We start from the raw sequence: 16,036 nt of genomic DNA, 5'->3' as shown, positions 1-16,036 counted from the left end.
CCCTCCCGTGTAGGTGTGCGCCCCACCCTCCGACCTCAAGCATGCTTGAGGTCAAGGGTGTTCCGGCCGAGTGCCAGCGACACGGCGGTGAGCGCGCTGTTGAAGGAGACCTCCGAGAGGACTCCGGGCGCCGCGACCTGGTCGCCCGCGAGGTAGACGTCGTCGCCCCGGTCGACGGCGGGCCGGTCGCGCCAGCTGGTGCCGGGCAGGTCGACGGCCCCGGTACGGCCGTTCGCGACGGACTCGCGCCGCCAGGTGACGCGCTCGCGCCAGCCGTCGAAGGCGAGGTCGAGGAGTTGTTCGGCGCGGCGCACCCCGTCGGCCCTTGACTCGTGGGGCGCGATCGGGATCTGCCCCTGGAGGAGTTGTTCGCCCGCGGGGGCCAGGGTGCGGTCCTGGGCGGTGAACCGTTCGATCCAGCCGGGGGAGTCGAGGTCGGAGACGGCGAAGGCGTCGCCGCGCCGGGTGCGCAGGGCGAGGTCGATCAGTGTCGTGCGGCCGCTCGGCCAGGTCAGCGAGTCGTCGCCGAGGAGCCGGCGGGCCGCGTCGAGGGAGGTGGCGACGACGACGGGCGTGTCGGTGGGCAGGGTGTCGACACGGGACAGGGTCTCCATCCGGACACCGAGGTTCCAGGCGCGGGCGGCCATCCGGTCGACGACCGCGGCCCAGCCGCCGCGCGGGTAGTGCGCCTCGGGCGGCAGCTTGGTGGCACGTCGGAGGCGTTCCTGCACGAACGCGGCGGACAGGGCGCCGGGGTCGTGGTGGAAGAGGGCGACGGCGGAGTAGTGGGCGGCGGCGCGGGCGCCTTCCTCGCCGGCCTGCGCGGTGGCCCAGGACATGAAGTCCACGTCGACGGGGGCCTGCTGGGCGCTGCGGCGCAGCAGCTTGAGCATCGCGAAGGGCGGGGTGCGGCGCAGTGCGCCCTTGTGCCGCAGGCGCAGTCGGGCCGCCTCCAGGGGCGGCAGCGGGGCGAGCGGTCCGATGAGGTCGCGCTGCCGCAGCCAGGACCAGTGCGGGCCGCCGTTGTAGAGGGCGTGCGGGCCGTCGTTGGTGCGGTACGGCCCCTCGGCGGTCCTGGCCCGGCCGCCGAGCGTGTGATGGGCCTCGTACACGGTGACCTTGGCGCCCGCCTCGGCGGCGGTGATCGCCGCGGTCAGTCCGGCGAGGCCGCCGCCGATGACGGTGATGCGGTGCATGGCTGGGGTTCTCCCTCGGCTCGGGGTCTCGTCTTCATGTCGTCGTCGGTATGACTGATCGAGGGCGCCGGAATGTGACATGGGGGCTGTTCGCGCAGGTCAGGGGGGATGTCAGTGGCGGGGTGCAGGATGGGGCCATGGTGAGCCGAGGGACGGGTGCGGGCAGGGTGACGGGCAGGGTGAAGGGGGCGCGGCGGCCCGAGCTGCGGCTGCCGCCGCTGGAGCCGTACGGCGGCGGGGGACTGGAGCCGGACGGGGATTACGACGGGCTGGAGTTCCTGGAGGCGGACTTCGCCGGGCAGGACGGGGCGGGGGCCCGTTTCATGGACTGCGCGCTGAGAGGCTGTGCGCTGGACGAGACCCGGCTCCACCACGCCCGCTTCCTCGACTCGGTCCTCACCGGCATACGGGGCGTCGGCACCGACCTCGCGGAGTCGACCCTGCGGGACGTCGAGCTGGTGGACGCCCGTCTCGGCGGAGTGCAGTTGCACGGCGCCGCGCTGGAGCGGGTCGTGGTCCGGGGCGGCAAGATCGACTACCTGAACCTGCGCACGGCCGTCCTGAAGGACGTGGTCTTCGAGAGCTGCGTCCTGGTGGAACCGGACTTCGGGGGCGCCCGCCTGGAGCGCGTGGAGTTCGTGGACTGCGCCCTGAAGGGCGTGGACCTCACGGCGGCCACCCTCAAGGACGTCGACCTGCGCGGCGCCGCGTCCCTGGAGATCGCCCGGGGCGTCGACCGCCTCGCTGGGGCGGTGATCAGCCCGTCACAACTCCTGGACCTGGCACCGGTGCTGGCGGCGGAGGTGGGGATCCGGGTGGAGGGCTGAGGGGGGCTGACCGGATCGGCGGCTTGGCGGGGGCGGCCTGGCGGGTGGAGGTTGACGGCAGACGGCCTGGCGGGGGTCGAGGGCTGACGGGCTGGCCTGGCAGGCGGAGGCTTGACGACGGGCGGCCTGTCGGGTGGGGTCTGACGGTGGCCGGCCGGGCGGGGGAGGGCCGACGGGGGTGGCGGCTGGCGGGGGCCCGTCTGGCAGGTGGCGGCCTGGTGGCAGACGGCCTGGTGGGGGTCGTGGGCTGACGGGCTGGCCTGGCAGGCGGAGGCTTGACGACGGGCGGCCTGTCGGGTGGGGTCTGACGGCGGCCGGCCGGGCGGGGGAGGGCCGACGGGGGTGGCGGCTGGCGGGGGCCCGTCTGGCAGGTGGCGGCCTGGTGGCAGATGGCCTGGTGGGGGTCGTGGGCTGAGGGGCTGGCCTGGTAGGCGGAGGCTTGACGACGGGCGGCCTGTCGGGTGGGGTCTGACGGCGGCCGGCCGGGCGGGGGAGGGCCGACGGGGGTGGCGGCTGGCGGGGGCCCGTCTGGCAGGTGGCGGCCTGGTGGCAGATGGCCTGGTGGGGGTCGTGGGCTGAGGGGCTGGCCTGGCAGGGGGAGGCCTGACGACGGGCGGCCTGTCGGGTGGGGCCTGACGGCGGCCGACCGGGCGGGTGGAGGGCCAACGGGGGTGGCGGCTGACGGGGGGCCAGTCTGGCGGGTGGAGGTTGACGACAGACGGCCCGGCGGGGGTCGAGGGCTGACGGGGGCGGCGGTCTGACGGGGGTCGGCCTGGTGGGGTGCACGCTTGAAGGGGCCGGCCTGGCGGGTGGAGGGCCGACGGGGGTGGCGTTGACGGGGGGCCGGTCTGGCAGGTGGCGGCGGCCTGGCGGGGTGCACGCTTGACCGGGGCCGACCTGGCGGGGGCCGAGGTGGGGGTGTGGTCCCCGTGATCACTTCACTCGCGGGAAGCGTGCCTGGAGGGTCCAGATCGCCGGGTTCTCGCCCAGGTCCTCGTGCAGGTCGACGAGATCGGCGATCAGGTCGTGCAGGAAGTCGCGGGCCTCGCGGCGCAGGTCCGTGTGGGAGAAGGTGAGCGGGGGCTCCTCGGCCGGCATCCAGTCGGCCTCGATGTCCACCCAGCCGAAGCGGCGCTCGAAGAGCATCCGGTCGGTGGACTCGGTGAAGTCGAGCTCCGCGTGCTGGGGGCGCGAGGCGCGGGAGCCCGCCGGGTCGCGGTCGAGGCGTTCGACGATGTCGCACAGCGCCCACGCGAAGTCGAGCACCGGCACCCATCCCCAGGCTGTGGACAGTTCCCGGTCCTCCTTGGTGTCCGCGAGATACACGTCCCCGCAGAACAGGTCGTACCGCAGCGCGTGGACGTCCGCGCGGCGGTAGTCGGTCTGCGGGGGGTCCGGGAAGCGGTTGGAGAGGGCGTAGCCGATGTCGAGCACGTAGGCGATGGTGTCACGCGGGCCCTCATAGGATCACTGGCGTGTCCCGATCCGCGCCGCTCGTCCCCGTTCCCCTGCGCGCTCCCCTGGCCCTGCTCCTCGCGGGAGCCCTCGCCCTGACCGCGTGCGACGGCGGAGTGCACGGCACCCCCGGCGGTCCGGGTCTGCGCGACCCCTACTTCCCGAGAGCCGGCAACGGCGGCTACGACGTCACCCACTACGACCTCGACCTCGCCTACGACCCGGACCGCGACCGGCTCTCGGGTACGGCGACCCTCACCGCCCGCGCCACCCAGGACCTGACCGCCTTCGACCTGGACCTCGACGGCCTGGACGTCCAGAGGATCAGCGTCGGCGGCGACCCGGCCCGCTGGAACCGCACCGGCCAGGAGCTGACCGTACGCCCGCACGACGACCTCGACGAGGGCCGCGTCTTCCGCGTGACCGTCGCCTATGCGGGCACCCCGAGGACGATCACCGACCCGGACGGCTCCCAGGAGGGCTGGCTGCCCACCGAGGACGGCGCGGTGGCCCTCGGCGAACCGACCGGCTCGATGGCCTGGTTCCCCGGCAACCACCACCCCTCCGACAAGGCGTCCTACGACCTCACGATCACCGTGCCCGAGGGTCTCCAGGCCGTCTCCAACGGGGAGTTGACGGCGAGCAGGACCGGCGGCGGCCGTACGACGTCCCACTGGCACAGCGCCGAACCCATGGCGAGCTATCTCGCCACCCTCGCGATCGGCGACTACGACGTCCACACCTCCACCCTCGCCGACGGTCTGCCCGTGTACCTCGCGGTGGACCCGGCGGAGGCGGCCGCGAGCCGGAAGGTCCTGGGGCTCCTCCCCTCCGTGATGACGTGGGCGCAAGGCACCTTCGGCCCCTATCCCTTCTCCTCCACCGGCGCGATCGTCGACCGCGAGGGGGACGCCGAGTACGCCCTGGAGACCCAGAACCGCCCCTTCTTCCCCGGCGCCCCCGACACCGAGACCCTCGTCCACGAACTCGCCCACCAGTGGTACGGCGACTCGGTCACCCCGAGGACCTGGCGGGACATGTGGCTCAACGAGGGCTTCGCGACCTACGCCGAGTGGCTGTGGGCGGAGGACCACGGCGGGGACAGCGCCCAGGAGACCTTCGACGAGCTGTACGCGCACGGCGAGGACGACTACGACGACCTCTGGTCCTTCCCGCCGGGCAAGCCGTCGAGCGCCGCGCACCTCTCCGACAGCCCCGTCTACCAGCGCGGCGCGATGGTCCTCCACAAGATCCGGCAGCGGCTCGGCGACACCGCCTTCCTGGCCCTCCTGCGCGACTGGCCCACCACCCACCGCCACGGCAACGCGGACACCGAGGACTTCACGTCGTACGTCGAGGACCTGGCCCCCGACGAGGACTTCGGGCCCATCTGGGACGAGTGGCTGTACGGGGAGGGGAAGCCGGACCAGCCGTAACCGGCCGGGACCTAGTCCAGCGGCTTGCGCAACACCGAGCAGGGGCGGGCCAGTCGGCGGTCTGTGCGGTGGTCGATGACCTCGTAGCCGAGGGTGGTCCAGAAGGCGAGGGCGGGGTCGTTGCCGTCGAGGACGGCGAGGCGGACGGCGGTGCGGCCCTCTTCGCGGAAACGGTCCTCGACGAGCCGCGCGAGCCGCTGCCCGTGGCCCTGCCGGTGCACGCCCGCGTCGATCATCAGCAGCCCGATCCACGGGTCCGGGTCGGCCGGGTCCGGGTGGTGGGCGAGCGTGACGGCCACCCCGACCAGCCGGCCCTCGCTGCGGGCCAGCAGGACCTCCGCGTCCGGATGCGCGAGCTCCTCGGCCAGGGCGGCCGCCACCTGCTCCGGCCGGATGTCGTCCGGGTCCGGGAAGTCACCACTGAGCGCGAAGAACGCGTGGTTGGCGGCGTACAGGGCGGTGAGCTCGGTCAGGAGGGGAGCCGGGATGTCGTGGTCGGGGGTGAGGTCGAGGGGGGTGAGGAGCATGCCGGGCAGAGTAGTTGACGGCTGTGCCGGCTACTCCTTGTAACGCGGCAGGCCCTCTGTCGAGATGGTCCAGTCGCCGATGGTGACGTCCTCGCCGTAGACGAAGTCCTTGCGGGTCGCGTAGCGGGGGCCGTCGGGGGTGGGGTGGATGTCGGTGAGGACGGCGCCGGTGGCGGTGCGGGGGTCGAAGATCGCGTAGACGGGGATGCCGATCAGGGGGTAGTCGCGGACCTTGCCGACCCAGTCGTTGTCGGGGTTGGAGCGGGAGACGACCTCGATGGCGGCGCGAATCGTATGAGGATCGAAGGTTCCTTCGGTCTCCATGTCGACCTCGGCGATCACCATTACGTCGGGACGCCGCATGATGCCTTCGGACTGGCCCTCCACATCCGGCTCGCCTGTGTGCGCCACGATTTCTTCCGGCATCACCTTTTCCAGACGCTTCCTGAGGCGCAGCACTGTGAGCTCGTGCGGCCCAATGGGCGACATCATGTCGTGGACGATCCCTTCCTGGGTGATCTCGAACTTGCCAGGGATGGTGTCGTCCATGGACTGAACGAGATCTCGCATCGCCCGGTAGATGTGGGAGCCGCTCCGTTGCGCGTCGTCCGGTGCGATGGTCATGGCGCTCGCTCCTCGTCTGTGCCCAGGGGCCAGGATCGTCACGTCCATGCTAGGTGGCCTCCGGGAGATCGCCTCGGCAGTCACGGCAGCGGCCCGGTTCCGGGGCGCGGAACACGCGGTTGCAGCCGTCGCAGTTCTGCCAGGGGTGCCGTACCTCCGGGGGTGGGGCCGGGGGCCGGATCGGGGGCAGGGGTGGCAGCTGGGCGGCCAGCCGGTGGGCCAGGAGGGCTGCCGGGCGGTGCAGGGGTTCCATCGGGAGGCGCGCGGTCAGGGCGTCCCGTACGTCGGTGGGGGTCAGGTCCCGTTCCAGCCACGCGGCGACTCCGGGGGCCAGGTGTTCCGTGTCCGTGGCCGACAGGAGCAGGCGGGGGTCGTGGCGGCGGAGCGTGGCCAGGAGCTCGATCGCCCGCTGGATGAGCGCGGGTGCGGGGTAGCCCGGCTGCGGTACGGCGGGCAGGAGCTTCTTGCGGGGCGCCGGTTGCCGTTTCTTCGGCGGCCCGGGGGCCTGGTCCTCGCCGGTACGGCCACGGTGACCCGGCCGGTTGCAGGAGACCGTGCGGGTGACGATACGGCCGCCGGGGACGCGTTCGCGGGTGCGGCGCAGGTAGCCGTGGGTCTCCAGGTCCCGCAGGGCGGCGGCGATGCGGTCCCTGCCCTCGGGGAAGCGGGTCGCGAGGGTCTTGATGTCCACGGGGGCGCCTGCCGGGAGGGACTGGATGTACAGGGCCAGCCCTCTGGCGACGAGCGAGAGCTCCGGGTGCTGGGCGAGGTGGTTGCCGATCACCGTGAAGCGTTCGGTGTGACGGGCGTTCTCGTGAACGAGGCCACCCGCGTGGGGGTGGTTTTTGCCCGCGGTACGGGACTGGGGGCGCGGGGGCGCGCTAGGGTTTTGCGTGTCCATCGGGAAGGTGCTTCTTCCTTGGTGGTCAGGCCCTCGCATCGGGATGCCAGTCCCCGCGAGGGCCGTTGTATGTCCGCAGCAGGTCTGCGGTTGTGTTGCGCCGACTGTAGAGCAAGCAACCGGGCGGAAATCCAGCTGAGTTGGCGATGTTCACTCGGGCGAGTGAGCTGCGACTTCGCGGGAGGAGGGGTGGGGCTTGGTGGGGTTTCTTTCACCCTTGAGTTCTTTGGGAAAGGCCGCCTGCGCCTCCGAAGTACGGGTTCTCGGGACGCGGTGAGACATCGATTTCCGCCCACACCGTCTTGCGGGGACGGGGCCCCTGCGCAACACCCCAGCGGTCGGCGAACGCGTCCACGAGTGCCAGTCCCCTGCCCGACTCGGCCCCCGGCGCCGCGGGTTGGACACACGGCAGACAGTCACCCCGGGTGTCCGTGACCTCGATGCGCAGGGTGCCCCCGACGACGTACAGCGTCACGCGGAAGTCGCGTCCCGGGACCCGGCCGTGCGTGGCCGCGTTCACCGCCAGCTCCGCCACGATGTGCTCCGCGGGGTGCAAGGGGAGGCCCCACTCGCGGAGTTGCTCCGTCGCCAGGAGTCGGGCCAGGCGGGCCCCGCGGGGAGTGGGGGAGAGCAGGACGCTGAAGTTCCTGATGACGGCGGTTTCTTGATTTACGTCACTCAGCGTGGTGGCGCTCGCTTACCGTGAACAGTGATGGAGTCGATACGTACGGTGACTGTCCGGAGGCTGTCCGGTCGTGTCCGGTCTGTCGGAGGTCGTCGCAAGGGTAGGGGCGCGGGATGAGTGTGGATGGCGAGACGGTCGACCCGGACGACGAGTGGGGTGTCGCGGTCATCGCGACGGTCGGGAGGCAACTGAAGCTGCGACGCGAGGCCGTGGGGATGCGAGCCGCGGAGTTCGGGGAGGCGGTCGGGTACGGCGAGGACCTCGTCTACAAGATCGAGGGCGGCAAGCGGATTCCCCGGCAGGAGTATCTGGACAGGGCGGACGAGGTGTTGGGGGCCGGAGGGCTCCTCTCCGCGACCTGGGAGGACGTCAAGAAGGTCCGGTATCCCAAGAAGGTGCGGGAACTGGCCAAGTTGGAGGGGCAGGCCGTCGAGATCGGGGTCTACGAGTGCAACATCGTCGCTGGGCTGTTGCAGACGCCGGAGCATGCGCGAGCCGTGATCTCCGCCGCGCAGCCGCCCTATTCGCCGGACGACGTGGAGCGCATGGTGAACGCTCGGCTCGCGCGGCAGTCCGTCTTCGAGCGCGATCCGGCGCCTTCCATCCACTTCGTGCTGGAGGAGGCCGTCCTGCGTCGTCCCATCGGAGGCACAATGGTGTGGCGACGACAGCTCGAACACCTGCTGGAGGTGGGGCGGCTGCACAACGTCGTGCTTCAGGTGATGCCGCTGAACACCGAGGTCCACTCCGGTCTGGACGGAAGGATCGAGGTGCTGAAGTTCCCGGACGGTACGGCGGTTGGGCGTTCCGACGGTCGTGCGACCTCGGATCCGAAACAGCTGCGGATCCTGGAACTGCGGTATGGCACGATCCGCGCGCAGGCTCTCTCACCAGGGGAGTCGTTGGTCCTCATCGAACAACTGCTGGGAGCAACATGATCCGCAAGTCCGTTGCCGGGGACGTCTCCGACCTGGCGTGGTTCAAGAGCAGTTACAGCGGCGGCAACGACGGCAACTCCTGCGTCGAGATCGCGATAGCACCCCGCACGATCCACGTCCGCGACTCCAAGAACGACACCACCGGCCCCCGCCTGGCCTTCACCCCGGCCAGCTGGACCGCGTTCGTGTCACAGACCTGACGCCGGAGCCCCCGGCCGGTACGGCCAGGGGCTCCCGCTCAGCGCAGCGAATTGCTGTGACTAGACGTTCACGCCGAAGTCCTGCGCGATGCCGACCAGGCCGGACGCGTAGCCCTGGCCCACCGCGCGGAACTTCCACTCCGCGCCGTTGCGGTACAGCTCGCCGAAGACCATCGCCGTCTCCGTGGCCGCGTCCTCGGAGAGGTCGTAGCGGGCGATCTCGGCGCCGCCAGCCTGGTTCACGATGCGGATGTAGGCGTTGCGGACCTGGCCGAAGTTCTGCGAGCGGTTCTCCGCGTCGTAGATCGAGACCGGGAAGACGATCTTGTCGATGTCGGCCGGGAGACCGGCCAGGTTGACGTTGATCGCCTCGTCGTCGCCCGCGCCCTCGCCGGTGCGGTTGTCACCGGTGTGGACGATGGTGCTGTCCGGGGTCTGCTTGTTGTTGAAGAACACGAAGTGGGCGTCGGAGTAGACCTTGCCCTGCGTGTTGACCGCGATCGCCGAGGCGTCGAGGTCGAAGTCCGTGCCGGTGGTCGTGCGGACGTCCCAGCCGAGGCCCACGGTGACGGCGGTCAGGCCCGGAGCCTCCTTGGTGAGCGAGACGTTGCCACCCTTGGACAGGCTTACAGCCATTGTTGGGAGTCCCTTCCCTCGTTATGTAACGGGCACGAAGCTACAGCTACCTCTATGAACGCCGCGAGTGGTGTCGAAGGTTCCCCGCTTCTTTACTTTCTTTACCCAAGCGGAAGCGGGCGGCGGGCGGGAGATATTGGGGTGACGTGGACTGGTCAGAGGCGGGAACATGGACCCCATGTCCGGTCCTTACGTCATCCGCGGCTCCGTCTCGCTTCCCGAGGCCGAGCTCATGTGGCGTTTCTCGCGGTCGTCCGGTCCGGGCGGTCAGCACGTCAACACCAGTGACTCCCAGGTGGAGCTCCGCTTCGACCTCGCCCGCACCGAGGCCCTGCCCGAGGTGTGGAAGCAGCGGGCCCTCGCCAAGCTGGCCTCGCGGCTCGTCGACGGGGTCGTGACCGTACGGTCCTCCGAGCACCGGTCTCAGTGGCGCAACCGGGAGACGGCGGCCGTACGCCTCGCGGCGCTGCTGGCGGAGGCGACGGCGCCGCCGCCGAAGCCGCGGCGGCCCACTCGGATTCCCCGTGGGATCAATGAGCGTCGGCTGCGGGAGAAGAAGGCGCGGTCGGACACGAAGCGGGGACGGTCGGGGCGGGACTGGGGGTAACAGCCCGTCTGTAGGGCGCGGCGCCGTCGTGGCTTGTCGCGCAGTTCCCCGCGCCCCTGAAGGGCGCGTCACATTCTCGCCGTCTCATCCGTCAACTCATCGACGGCTGACGACGACGAGAGCGGTGACCCATGCGCGACGAGGACTTCCTGGCCGAGCGGTTCGAGTCGCACCGCGGGCGGCTGCTGGCCGTGGCGCGGCGGATGCTCGGGTCGTCCGGCGAGGCGGAGGACGCCGTGCAGGAGGCGTGGGTGCGGATGAGCCGGTCGGACACCAGCCATGTCGACAACCTCGGGGGCTGGCTGACGACGGTCGTCGGGCGGGTCTGTCTCGACATGCTCCGCGCCCGCAGGTCCCGTGCCGAACAGCCGCTGGAACCCGAGGTACCGGTCCCGGCCGCCGTCTCCGACCCCGAGCAGGACGTCCTGCTCGCCGACTCGGTCGGCAGCGCCCTGCTCGTCGTCCTCGACACCCTCACCCCCGCCGAACGGCTCGCCTTCGTCCTCCACGACCTCTTCGCCGTCCCGTACGACGAGGTCGCCGGCGTCATCGGCAAGTCCCCGGCGGCCGCCCGCCAGCTCGGCAGCAGGGCCCGGCGCCGGGTGCGCGGCGCCCAGGCCACCGAGACCGGTCCGGCCCGGCGGCGGGAACTCGTCGACGCCTTCCTCGCCGCCGCGCGCGAAGGGGACTTCGAGGGGCTGCTGGCGGTCCTCGACCCGGATGTCGTGGTGCGCACGGAGGCCGGGGTGACGACGGGGGCCCTCGCAGTGGCCAAGGGGGCGACCGGATACGCGCGGCACATCACCGGTGTCGTCCGGCCGGCTCTCGTCGAGGGCCGCACCGGCTTCGCGCTGCTGCGGGACGGCAGGGTGGAGCGGACGCTCGCGTTCACGTTCGTACACGACCGGATCGCCGTGATCGACATCACCACGGACCCGGCGACGGCGGCCCGCTCGGACGTCACCCTCCTCTAGGCGAGGTCCAGGACGCCCACCGTCTCTCCCCCGCTCAGCTCCCCGGTCCGGCGGAAGCCCAGTTTCAGATAGAACTCGGCCGGACCGTCCGGGCCCTCGTGCCAGGTGACGTACAACTCCTTCGTGCCCCGGCGACGCAGCTCCGCGGCGACCGAGTCGACGGCGAAACGGCCGTAGCCCTGGCCCTGGGCGTCGGCCGCGATGTTCAGGCGCCACAGGCCGGAGCGGCGCACGGTGCCGCCGTCGGCGCGCCAGTCGATGTCGAGGAAGGCCATCAGGAAGCCGACCGTGCGGTCACCGTCGACGATCAGCCGGGGCCAGGCGACGCCCGGGGGATGCACGTAGGCCTCGGCGAGGGACTGCATCACGGGGGAGATCGCGAATTCCTGCTCGGGGCGGACGCGTATGCCGGTCGCTGTTTCGAAATTCCCGGGTGTGACCTCTTCGAGGCGGGGTGCGAATGTCATCCGGGGACCTTAGGACGCATCGGTGGCACACCGCCACGGAATTCATCCCAACTGCCGGTACCTGCCGCGGAAATACGTCAGCGGTCCGCCGTCCGCGCTCGGCACGTCGGCGGTCAGGACGCGGCCGATCACCAGGGTGTGGTCGCCGGCCTCCACACGCTGCTCGGTGCGGCACTCCAGGGTGGCGAGGGCGCCGCCCACCAGAGCGGCGCCGGTCGCCGAGCCGCGGACGTACGGGATGTCCTCGAACAGCAGGCGGTCGCTGATGCGGCCCTTCATGGCGAAGCGGCCCGCGATGTGCCGCTGGCTCTCGGACAGGACGGACACCGCCCACAGCGGCTGCTCGTCGAGCAGGTCGTCCATGCGGGAGCCGGTACGCAGGCTGACCAGCACCAGAGGCGGGTCCAGGGAGACGGACAGGAACGCGGTGGCCGTCATGCCGACGTCCTCGCCCTTGGGTCCCTCGGCGTCGAGCGGGGGCTCGAACGCGGTCACCAGGACCACGCCCGCGGCCAGCCGGGACATGGCGGCGCGGAACTCGTCGTTGCTCACCCCCACAGCATGCCCGGAAGCGGGCGGAGGGATCATCGGGGCGGTGGGGGAGGCAGTGTTCGACACGCCGGAAACGCTAGTCCCGGCGCCGCGCCCGCCGCATCGGGCCTTCGCCCGAGACCGGACCTAGGTCTCCCGACGGGCGGCCTGCCGGAACCTGCATAATCGCCCGAAATTTGTGTGCCGTAAACGCACAGGAAAAACACAGAAACCCCGCTCAATTGCTCATCTTTCGCTGTGACTTGAGTCACAAGAGGTGCCAATTGTTGACCCTGTGTACCGAGCGGGCAGCGCGCTGTGATTCAGTGGCTGGACAGATGACCCTTGATTCGCTGCGAGGTCTCGGGGGGAGGGCGAGCAATGGAGAGCGAGTCGGAGCCGTACGTCCGCCTTGCGTCCCTGCGACAGCTGCACCAGGTCATGGCCGACATGAACACGGCCCGCAGCCTGGCCGACACACTGCAGACCGTCGCGAACGGCGTGGTCACCGCACTCGGGTACGAACTGGCGTGCGTCAATCTCGTGCGCCCCGACGGCGATCTCGTGGTCGCCGCCTTCTCCGGGAACCAGGCGGCCGAGGCCCTGATCACCGGCCGGGTCGGCTCCCGCGAGTCCTGGGAGCGCCGGCTGAGCATGGGGGAGACCTGGGGCGACCTGGTCTTCATACCCCACACCGAGGGCTGGATCCTTGACGACGACGACGTCCCGCAGTGGTACACCGACGGGCCCGCGCCCCGCTTCGAGGACGAGTGGCACCCCTCCGACCGGCTGTTCGCGCCGATGTACACGCCGGGCGTGCAGGGCGGCCAGTGCGGCGAGCTGATCGGCGTGCTCTCCGTGGACCGGCCGCGCAACGGCCGCAGGCCGGGCGCCTGGGGCCGCGAAGCGCTCCAGATGTACGCGTTCCAGGCCGCGATCGCGATCAGCAACGCGCGTCTGCGCTCGAACATGCAGCGGGCACTGGTCAGGCTCGAAAGGGAGCAGCAGGCCCTGCGGGCCAGTGAAGAGAGCTTTCGGCAGGCCTTCGAGTACGCCCCCTCCGGCATGGCCATCGCCGAGATGGGCGGCGACCAGCACGGCCGGATCCTGCGCACCAACGACGCCCTGTGCCGTCTCCTCGGCCGCCCCGCGTCCGCGATGCGCCGCTACTCCTTCTCCGACCTGGTCCACCCCGAGGACATAGGCACCCTGCTGCGGACCTCGGCGGAGGGCGGACGCGCCGAGCTCCGCCTCGGACGCCGGGACGGCACCTACGTCTGGGTGTCCCTGCGCAACTCGGTGGTCGCCGACGCCGCCGACGGCCCGCGCTTCCTGCTCACCCACGTCGAGGACATCGAGGAGCGCAAGCGCCGCGAGCTCCAGCTCGCCCACCGCGCCTCCCACGACTCCCTGACCGGACTGCCGAACTCCGCCGAGCTGCGCTCGCGGCTTTCCTCCCGGCTCTGCCAGCGCCCCACCCACACCGGCGCCCTGGAGCCCGTCGACGCGGCCTTCGGGCACCCGGCCTTCGACGCGGGCGGCCACGGCTTCGACTTCCGGCAGGGCGGCGCCGAGGCGTTCGACGCCTTCGACCACCATGTGCACACCGTCGCCCCCGAGGGGGAGCGCGACGACGGCACCAAGGGGCTCGCGGTGCTCTTCTGCGACCTCGACGGCTTCAAGTCGATCAACGACCGGTTCGGGCACAACGCGGGCGACGCGGTGCTCATCGAGGTCGCCCGCCGGCTGTCCCAGTGCGTGCGCGACGGCGACACCGTGGCGCGGCTCGGCGGCGACGAGTTCGTGATCCTCGCCGACGGCCTCGGCAAGGCCGACGCGGCGGACCTCGCGGTGCGCCTGCGCAACGAGATCATCCAGCCGATCCGGGCCGAGGGACGGGCCGTGCGGGTGGGTGCCAGCTTCGGCATCGGCTGGGCGCACTGCGGGATGACGGCGGACGAAGTGCTGAAGTCGGCCGACGAGCGGATGTACGTCGAGAAACGATCTCGTCCCAAACAGCACAGACGCGCGGGCTGAGCCCCAGGTCAGCGAGCCGATGCGATCCGAGTCACCCGTTTGGGCCATCTGGAGCGGGTAGGCTCGCCATTCTGACTCCACGTATCGCATTCGATCCGCACCTGTTGAGGAGTACCAAGGGATGACGTCCGGCAACAACGGCGCGAGCACGCCCGAGGACGACGACCCGTTCGGCTACCTCTACGCCGACGGCCAGGCCAACGGGGCCCAGCCGCCCTCCGGCGGTTACGGCTACCCGAACTCCGTCAACAGAGTCCGCGCGGTCGGCCAGCGCCAGTACGGGCAGCAGCAGGCACCCACCGCGCCGACCGCGGCGTACGGCCAGGTCCCGCAGCAGCAGGCGCAGGGCGGTTACGGCCAGCCCAGCGCCCACTACGCGGCCCCCGAGACCTTCCCGGGCTCGGCCCCCACCAGCCAGCAGCCCATGCCGGGCCACAGCGGCGGCGGACGCCGCGGCGGCGGCCCCAACACCAAGGGCCTGCTGATCGGCGCGATCGCCGTGGTGGCCGCGGTGGTCATCGGCATCGGCATCGCGATCGCGGGCGGCGACGACCAGAAGGACGACCAGGGCAACGAGGCAGCCCCGACCCCGACCACGTCCCAGAGCTCGCAACCGAGTGCGTCGACCTCGGCGGAAGCGGAGGCCGAACTCCCGAAGGCCGACGCGAAGACGATGCGGCTGGAGGGCGGCACAAGCCTCGCGTCCGACGTGAAGGGCGCCAAGTCCGACGGCGGCGTGTACGTCCAGGGCTTCAACCAGGTGGGCGCCTCGGTCACCTGGACGGTCAACGGCATCAAGAAGGCCGGCACCTACCGGGTCTACGTCCGCTACGGCCTCCCCGACGCCGATGCCAACGGGACCATGACGGTCAACGGGAAGGCCGCCTCCCGGCCGCTGAACATGAAGAACTTCGGTGGGCTTCCCGCCAACGAGTGGCAGGAGACCTGGGCCCAGGTCTCCCTGACCAAGGGCACCAACACGATCCAGCTCTCGTGCCAGCAGGGCAACCAGTGCAACGCCCTGCTCGACCAGTTCTACGTCACGGAGAACGTCGACCAGTAGGGGTCACGCGGCGCTGGACTCTCCCGTGATCGTGACGCGGTTCAGCAGGGTCTCGTAGGTGGACCGGTCGAACTCGCCCGCTGCCGGGGTCAGGACCGTCGCCGCCGACAGGGCGACCGCGCGGGTCAGGCGGTCCGGCCACGGCAGTCGCTCCACCAGGCCCGACAGCAGGCCCGCCGCCACCGAGTCGCCGGCGCCCGTCGGGTTGCCGGTCACCGTCGGGGGCGCGGCGCGCCAGTGGCCCTCCGGGGTGGCCGCCAGCAGACCCTGCGCTCCCAGGGACGCGACCACCGCGCGGGCGCCCCGCCGGCGGGCGTCGTGGGTGGCGCGCAAGGACTCGTGGGAGCCGGTCAGTTCGGCCAGTTCGGCGGCGTTGGGCTTGAGGATGTCGGGGCGGGCGGCGACCCCCCGGCGCAGTGCCTCCCCGCTGGTGTCGAGCAGGACCGGGACGCCGGCCGCCTTCGCCGTGCGGATCAGGCCCGCGTACGCCCCCACCGGCACCCCCGGCGGCAGACTCCCGCACAGGGCCACCGCCGAGACGGACGGGACGAGATCCTCGTAGGCCTCCTGGAAGGCCGACCACTCCGCGGGCGTGACGGTGGGGCCCGGTTCGTTGAGCTGGGTGGTGTCGCCGGAGCGTTCGTCGACGACGGCGATCGTGCGCCGGGTCGGGCCGGTGACCGGGACGAGCGCGTCCACCAGGCCCGGTACGGCGGTGAGTCGCTCCTGGACCGTGCGGCCCGTGGCGCCGCCGGTGAAGCCGGTGACCGTCACCTCGTGGCCGAGCGCGGCCAGCACCCGGGCGACGTTCAGGCCCTTGCCGCCGGGGCGTTCGATGACCTCGGTGACCCGGTGGCTGCTGTGCGGCCGCAGCGACCGTACGCGATAGGTGATGTCGAGAGCGGTGTTCAGCGTGACCGTGAGGATCACCC

At 71.4% G+C, this 16,036-nt stretch carries 18 protein-coding genes; 8 read left to right on the top strand and 10 right to left on the bottom strand.

The genetic code is table 11. From position 1 onward, the window contains the following. Nucleotides 1-35: 35 nt before the first annotated feature. The gene (locus M2163_RS23860; RefSeq protein WP_280894969.1) at nucleotides 36-1,196 is read right to left on the bottom strand and encodes an FAD-dependent oxidoreductase; all 1,161 of its coding nucleotides are present in this window, start codon (nucleotides 1,194-1,196) and stop codon (nucleotides 36-38) included. Between the two features lie 137 nt (nucleotides 1,197-1,333). On the opposite strand from M2163_RS23860, the gene M2163_RS23855 reads away from it, so the two are divergent. Then, on the top strand, nucleotides 1,334-2,023 hold the full coding sequence (locus M2163_RS23855; protein ID WP_280894968.1) for a pentapeptide repeat-containing protein: 690 nt from the start codon (nucleotides 1,334-1,336) through the stop codon (nucleotides 2,021-2,023). 933 nt (nucleotides 2,024-2,956) lie between these two features. Here the strand turns inward: M2163_RS23855 and M2163_RS23850 are convergent. After that, complete coding sequence (locus M2163_RS23850) at nucleotides 2,957-3,457, bottom strand: hypothetical protein (protein ID WP_280850789.1); 501 nt, start codon at nucleotides 3,455-3,457, stop codon at nucleotides 2,957-2,959. Between the two features lie 41 nt (nucleotides 3,458-3,498). Here M2163_RS23850 and M2163_RS23845 point away from each other — a divergent pair, with 41 nt between their 5' ends. Then, entirely contained in the window at nucleotides 3,499-4,914 is a 1,416-nt protein-coding gene (locus tag M2163_RS23845; RefSeq protein WP_280894967.1) for a M1 family metallopeptidase, read from the top strand. An 11-nt stretch (nucleotides 4,915-4,925) separates the two neighbouring features. On the opposite strand, the gene M2163_RS23840 is transcribed toward M2163_RS23845, so the two are convergent. From M2163_RS23840 to M2163_RS23825, 4 genes are all read right to left on the bottom strand, one after another. Further along, complete coding sequence (locus M2163_RS23840) at nucleotides 4,926-5,441, bottom strand: GNAT family N-acetyltransferase (RefSeq protein ID WP_280894966.1); 516 nt, start codon at nucleotides 5,439-5,441, stop codon at nucleotides 4,926-4,928. Between the two features lie 30 nt (nucleotides 5,442-5,471). Then, nucleotides 5,472-6,065: a Uma2 family endonuclease gene (locus M2163_RS23835; RefSeq protein ID WP_280894965.1), complete on the bottom strand. Its 594-nt coding sequence runs from the start codon at nucleotides 6,063-6,065 to the stop codon at nucleotides 5,472-5,474. Between the two features lie 49 nt (nucleotides 6,066-6,114). Continuing rightward, nucleotides 6,115-6,966, bottom strand: coding sequence for a helix-turn-helix domain-containing protein (locus M2163_RS23830; protein ID WP_280850793.1), 852 nt, complete (start codon nucleotides 6,964-6,966; stop codon nucleotides 6,115-6,117). Between the two features lie 211 nt (nucleotides 6,967-7,177). Further along, nucleotides 7,178-7,558, bottom strand: coding sequence for an ATP-binding protein (locus M2163_RS23825; RefSeq protein WP_348542166.1), 381 nt, complete (start codon nucleotides 7,556-7,558; stop codon nucleotides 7,178-7,180). A 206-nt stretch (nucleotides 7,559-7,764) separates the two neighbouring features. On the opposite strand from M2163_RS23825, the gene M2163_RS23820 reads away from it, so the two are divergent. Then, entirely contained in the window at nucleotides 7,765-8,589 is an 825-nt protein-coding gene (locus M2163_RS23820; protein WP_280894964.1) for a helix-turn-helix transcriptional regulator, read from the top strand. Continuing rightward, complete coding sequence (locus M2163_RS23815; protein ID WP_280894963.1) at nucleotides 8,586-8,789, top strand: DUF397 domain-containing protein; 204 nt, start codon at nucleotides 8,586-8,588, stop codon at nucleotides 8,787-8,789. Before M2163_RS23820 ends, M2163_RS23815 begins: the two co-directional genes overlap by 4 nt. 60 nt (nucleotides 8,790-8,849) lie before the next feature. On the opposite strand, the gene M2163_RS23810 is transcribed toward M2163_RS23815, so the two are convergent. Beyond that, nucleotides 8,850-9,425 (bottom strand): TerD family protein, encoded by a 576-nt coding sequence (locus M2163_RS23810; protein ID WP_037709701.1) that lies wholly within the window; start codon nucleotides 9,423-9,425, stop codon nucleotides 8,850-8,852. Nucleotides 9,426-9,594: 169 nt separating this feature from the next. On the opposite strand from M2163_RS23810, the gene arfB reads away from it, so the two are divergent. Continuing rightward, on the top strand, nucleotides 9,595-10,032 hold the full coding sequence (gene arfB / locus M2163_RS23805) for an alternative ribosome rescue aminoacyl-tRNA hydrolase ArfB (protein WP_053848704.1): 438 nt from the start codon (nucleotides 9,595-9,597) through the stop codon (nucleotides 10,030-10,032). A 131-nt stretch (nucleotides 10,033-10,163) separates the two neighbouring features. Further along, nucleotides 10,164-11,006 (top strand): sigma-70 family RNA polymerase sigma factor, encoded by an 843-nt coding sequence (locus M2163_RS23800; protein WP_280894962.1) that lies wholly within the window; start codon nucleotides 10,164-10,166, stop codon nucleotides 11,004-11,006. Here the strand turns inward: M2163_RS23800 and M2163_RS23795 are convergent. Together M2163_RS23795 and M2163_RS23790 are read right to left on the bottom strand one after the other, a co-directional pair. After that, nucleotides 11,003-11,473 (bottom strand): GNAT family N-acetyltransferase, encoded by a 471-nt coding sequence (locus M2163_RS23795; RefSeq protein ID WP_280894961.1) that lies wholly within the window; start codon nucleotides 11,471-11,473, stop codon nucleotides 11,003-11,005. The two genes, M2163_RS23800 and M2163_RS23795, sit on opposite strands and share 4 nt — an antisense overlap. A gap of 42 nt (nucleotides 11,474-11,515) precedes the next feature. Further along, nucleotides 11,516-12,061 (bottom strand): flavin reductase family protein, encoded by a 546-nt coding sequence (locus M2163_RS23790; RefSeq protein ID WP_280854159.1) that lies wholly within the window; start codon nucleotides 12,059-12,061, stop codon nucleotides 11,516-11,518. Nucleotides 12,062-12,385: 324 nt separating this feature from the next. Between M2163_RS23790 and cdgB the strand changes: the two genes are divergently transcribed. Together cdgB and M2163_RS23780 are read left to right on the top strand one after the other, a co-directional pair. Continuing rightward, nucleotides 12,386-14,041, top strand: coding sequence for a diguanylate cyclase CdgB (gene cdgB / locus M2163_RS23785; protein WP_280850799.1), 1,656 nt, complete (start codon nucleotides 12,386-12,388; stop codon nucleotides 14,039-14,041). Nucleotides 14,042-14,162: 121 nt separating this feature from the next. Then, on the top strand, nucleotides 14,163-15,104 hold the full coding sequence (locus M2163_RS23780; RefSeq protein WP_280894960.1) for a CBM35 domain-containing protein: 942 nt from the start codon (nucleotides 14,163-14,165) through the stop codon (nucleotides 15,102-15,104). Nucleotides 15,105-15,107: 3 nt separating this feature from the next. Here the strand turns inward: M2163_RS23780 and M2163_RS23775 are convergent, their stop codons facing one another. Beyond that, nucleotides 15,108-16,034, bottom strand: coding sequence for a 1-phosphofructokinase family hexose kinase (locus M2163_RS23775; protein ID WP_280897304.1), 927 nt, complete (start codon nucleotides 16,032-16,034; stop codon nucleotides 15,108-15,110). Nucleotides 16,035-16,036: the final 2 nt, after the last annotated feature.

Origin of the sequence: Streptomyces sp. SAI-135 (assembly GCF_029893805.1) — a bacterium.
Classification (GTDB): Bacteria; Actinomycetota; Actinomycetes; order Streptomycetales; family Streptomycetaceae; genus Streptomyces.
Note: the sequence above shows the minus strand (reverse complement) of the source record. Positions and strands in the feature narration are given on the sequence as shown.

Coding starts and splice junctions, on each gene's coding strand:
- M2163_RS23860 (WP_280894969.1), bottom strand. CDS start 1,196: ATGCACCGCATCACCGTCATCGGCGGCGGCCTCGCCGGACTGACCGCG.
- M2163_RS23855 (WP_280894968.1), top strand. CDS start 1,334: ATGGTGAGCCGAGGGACGGGTGCGGGCAGGGTGACGGGCAGGGTGAAG.
- M2163_RS23840 (WP_280894966.1), bottom strand. CDS start 5,441: ATGCTCCTCACCCCCCTCGACCTCACCCCCGACCACGACATCCCGGCT.
- M2163_RS23835 (WP_280894965.1), bottom strand. CDS start 6,065: ATGACCATCGCACCGGACGACGCGCAACGGAGCGGCTCCCACATCTAC.
- M2163_RS23830 (WP_280850793.1), bottom strand. CDS start 6,966: ATGGACACGCAAAACCCTAGCGCGCCCCCGCGCCCCCAGTCCCGTACC.
- M2163_RS23820 (WP_280894964.1), top strand. CDS start 7,765: ATGAGTGTGGATGGCGAGACGGTCGACCCGGACGACGAGTGGGGTGTC.
- M2163_RS23815 (WP_280894963.1), top strand. CDS start 8,586: ATGATCCGCAAGTCCGTTGCCGGGGACGTCTCCGACCTGGCGTGGTTC.
- M2163_RS23810 (WP_037709701.1), bottom strand. CDS start 9,425: ATGGCTGTAAGCCTGTCCAAGGGTGGCAACGTCTCGCTCACCAAGGAG.
- arfB (WP_053848704.1), top strand. CDS start 9,595: ATGGACCCCATGTCCGGTCCTTACGTCATCCGCGGCTCCGTCTCGCTT.
- M2163_RS23800 (WP_280894962.1), top strand. CDS start 10,164: ATGCGCGACGAGGACTTCCTGGCCGAGCGGTTCGAGTCGCACCGCGGG.
- M2163_RS23795 (WP_280894961.1), bottom strand. CDS start 11,473: ATGACATTCGCACCCCGCCTCGAAGAGGTCACACCCGGGAATTTCGAA.
- M2163_RS23790 (WP_280854159.1), bottom strand. CDS start 12,061: ATGATCCCTCCGCCCGCTTCCGGGCATGCTGTGGGGGTGAGCAACGAC.
- cdgB (WP_280850799.1), top strand. CDS start 12,386: ATGGAGAGCGAGTCGGAGCCGTACGTCCGCCTTGCGTCCCTGCGACAG.
- M2163_RS23780 (WP_280894960.1), top strand. CDS start 14,163: ATGACGTCCGGCAACAACGGCGCGAGCACGCCCGAGGACGACGACCCG.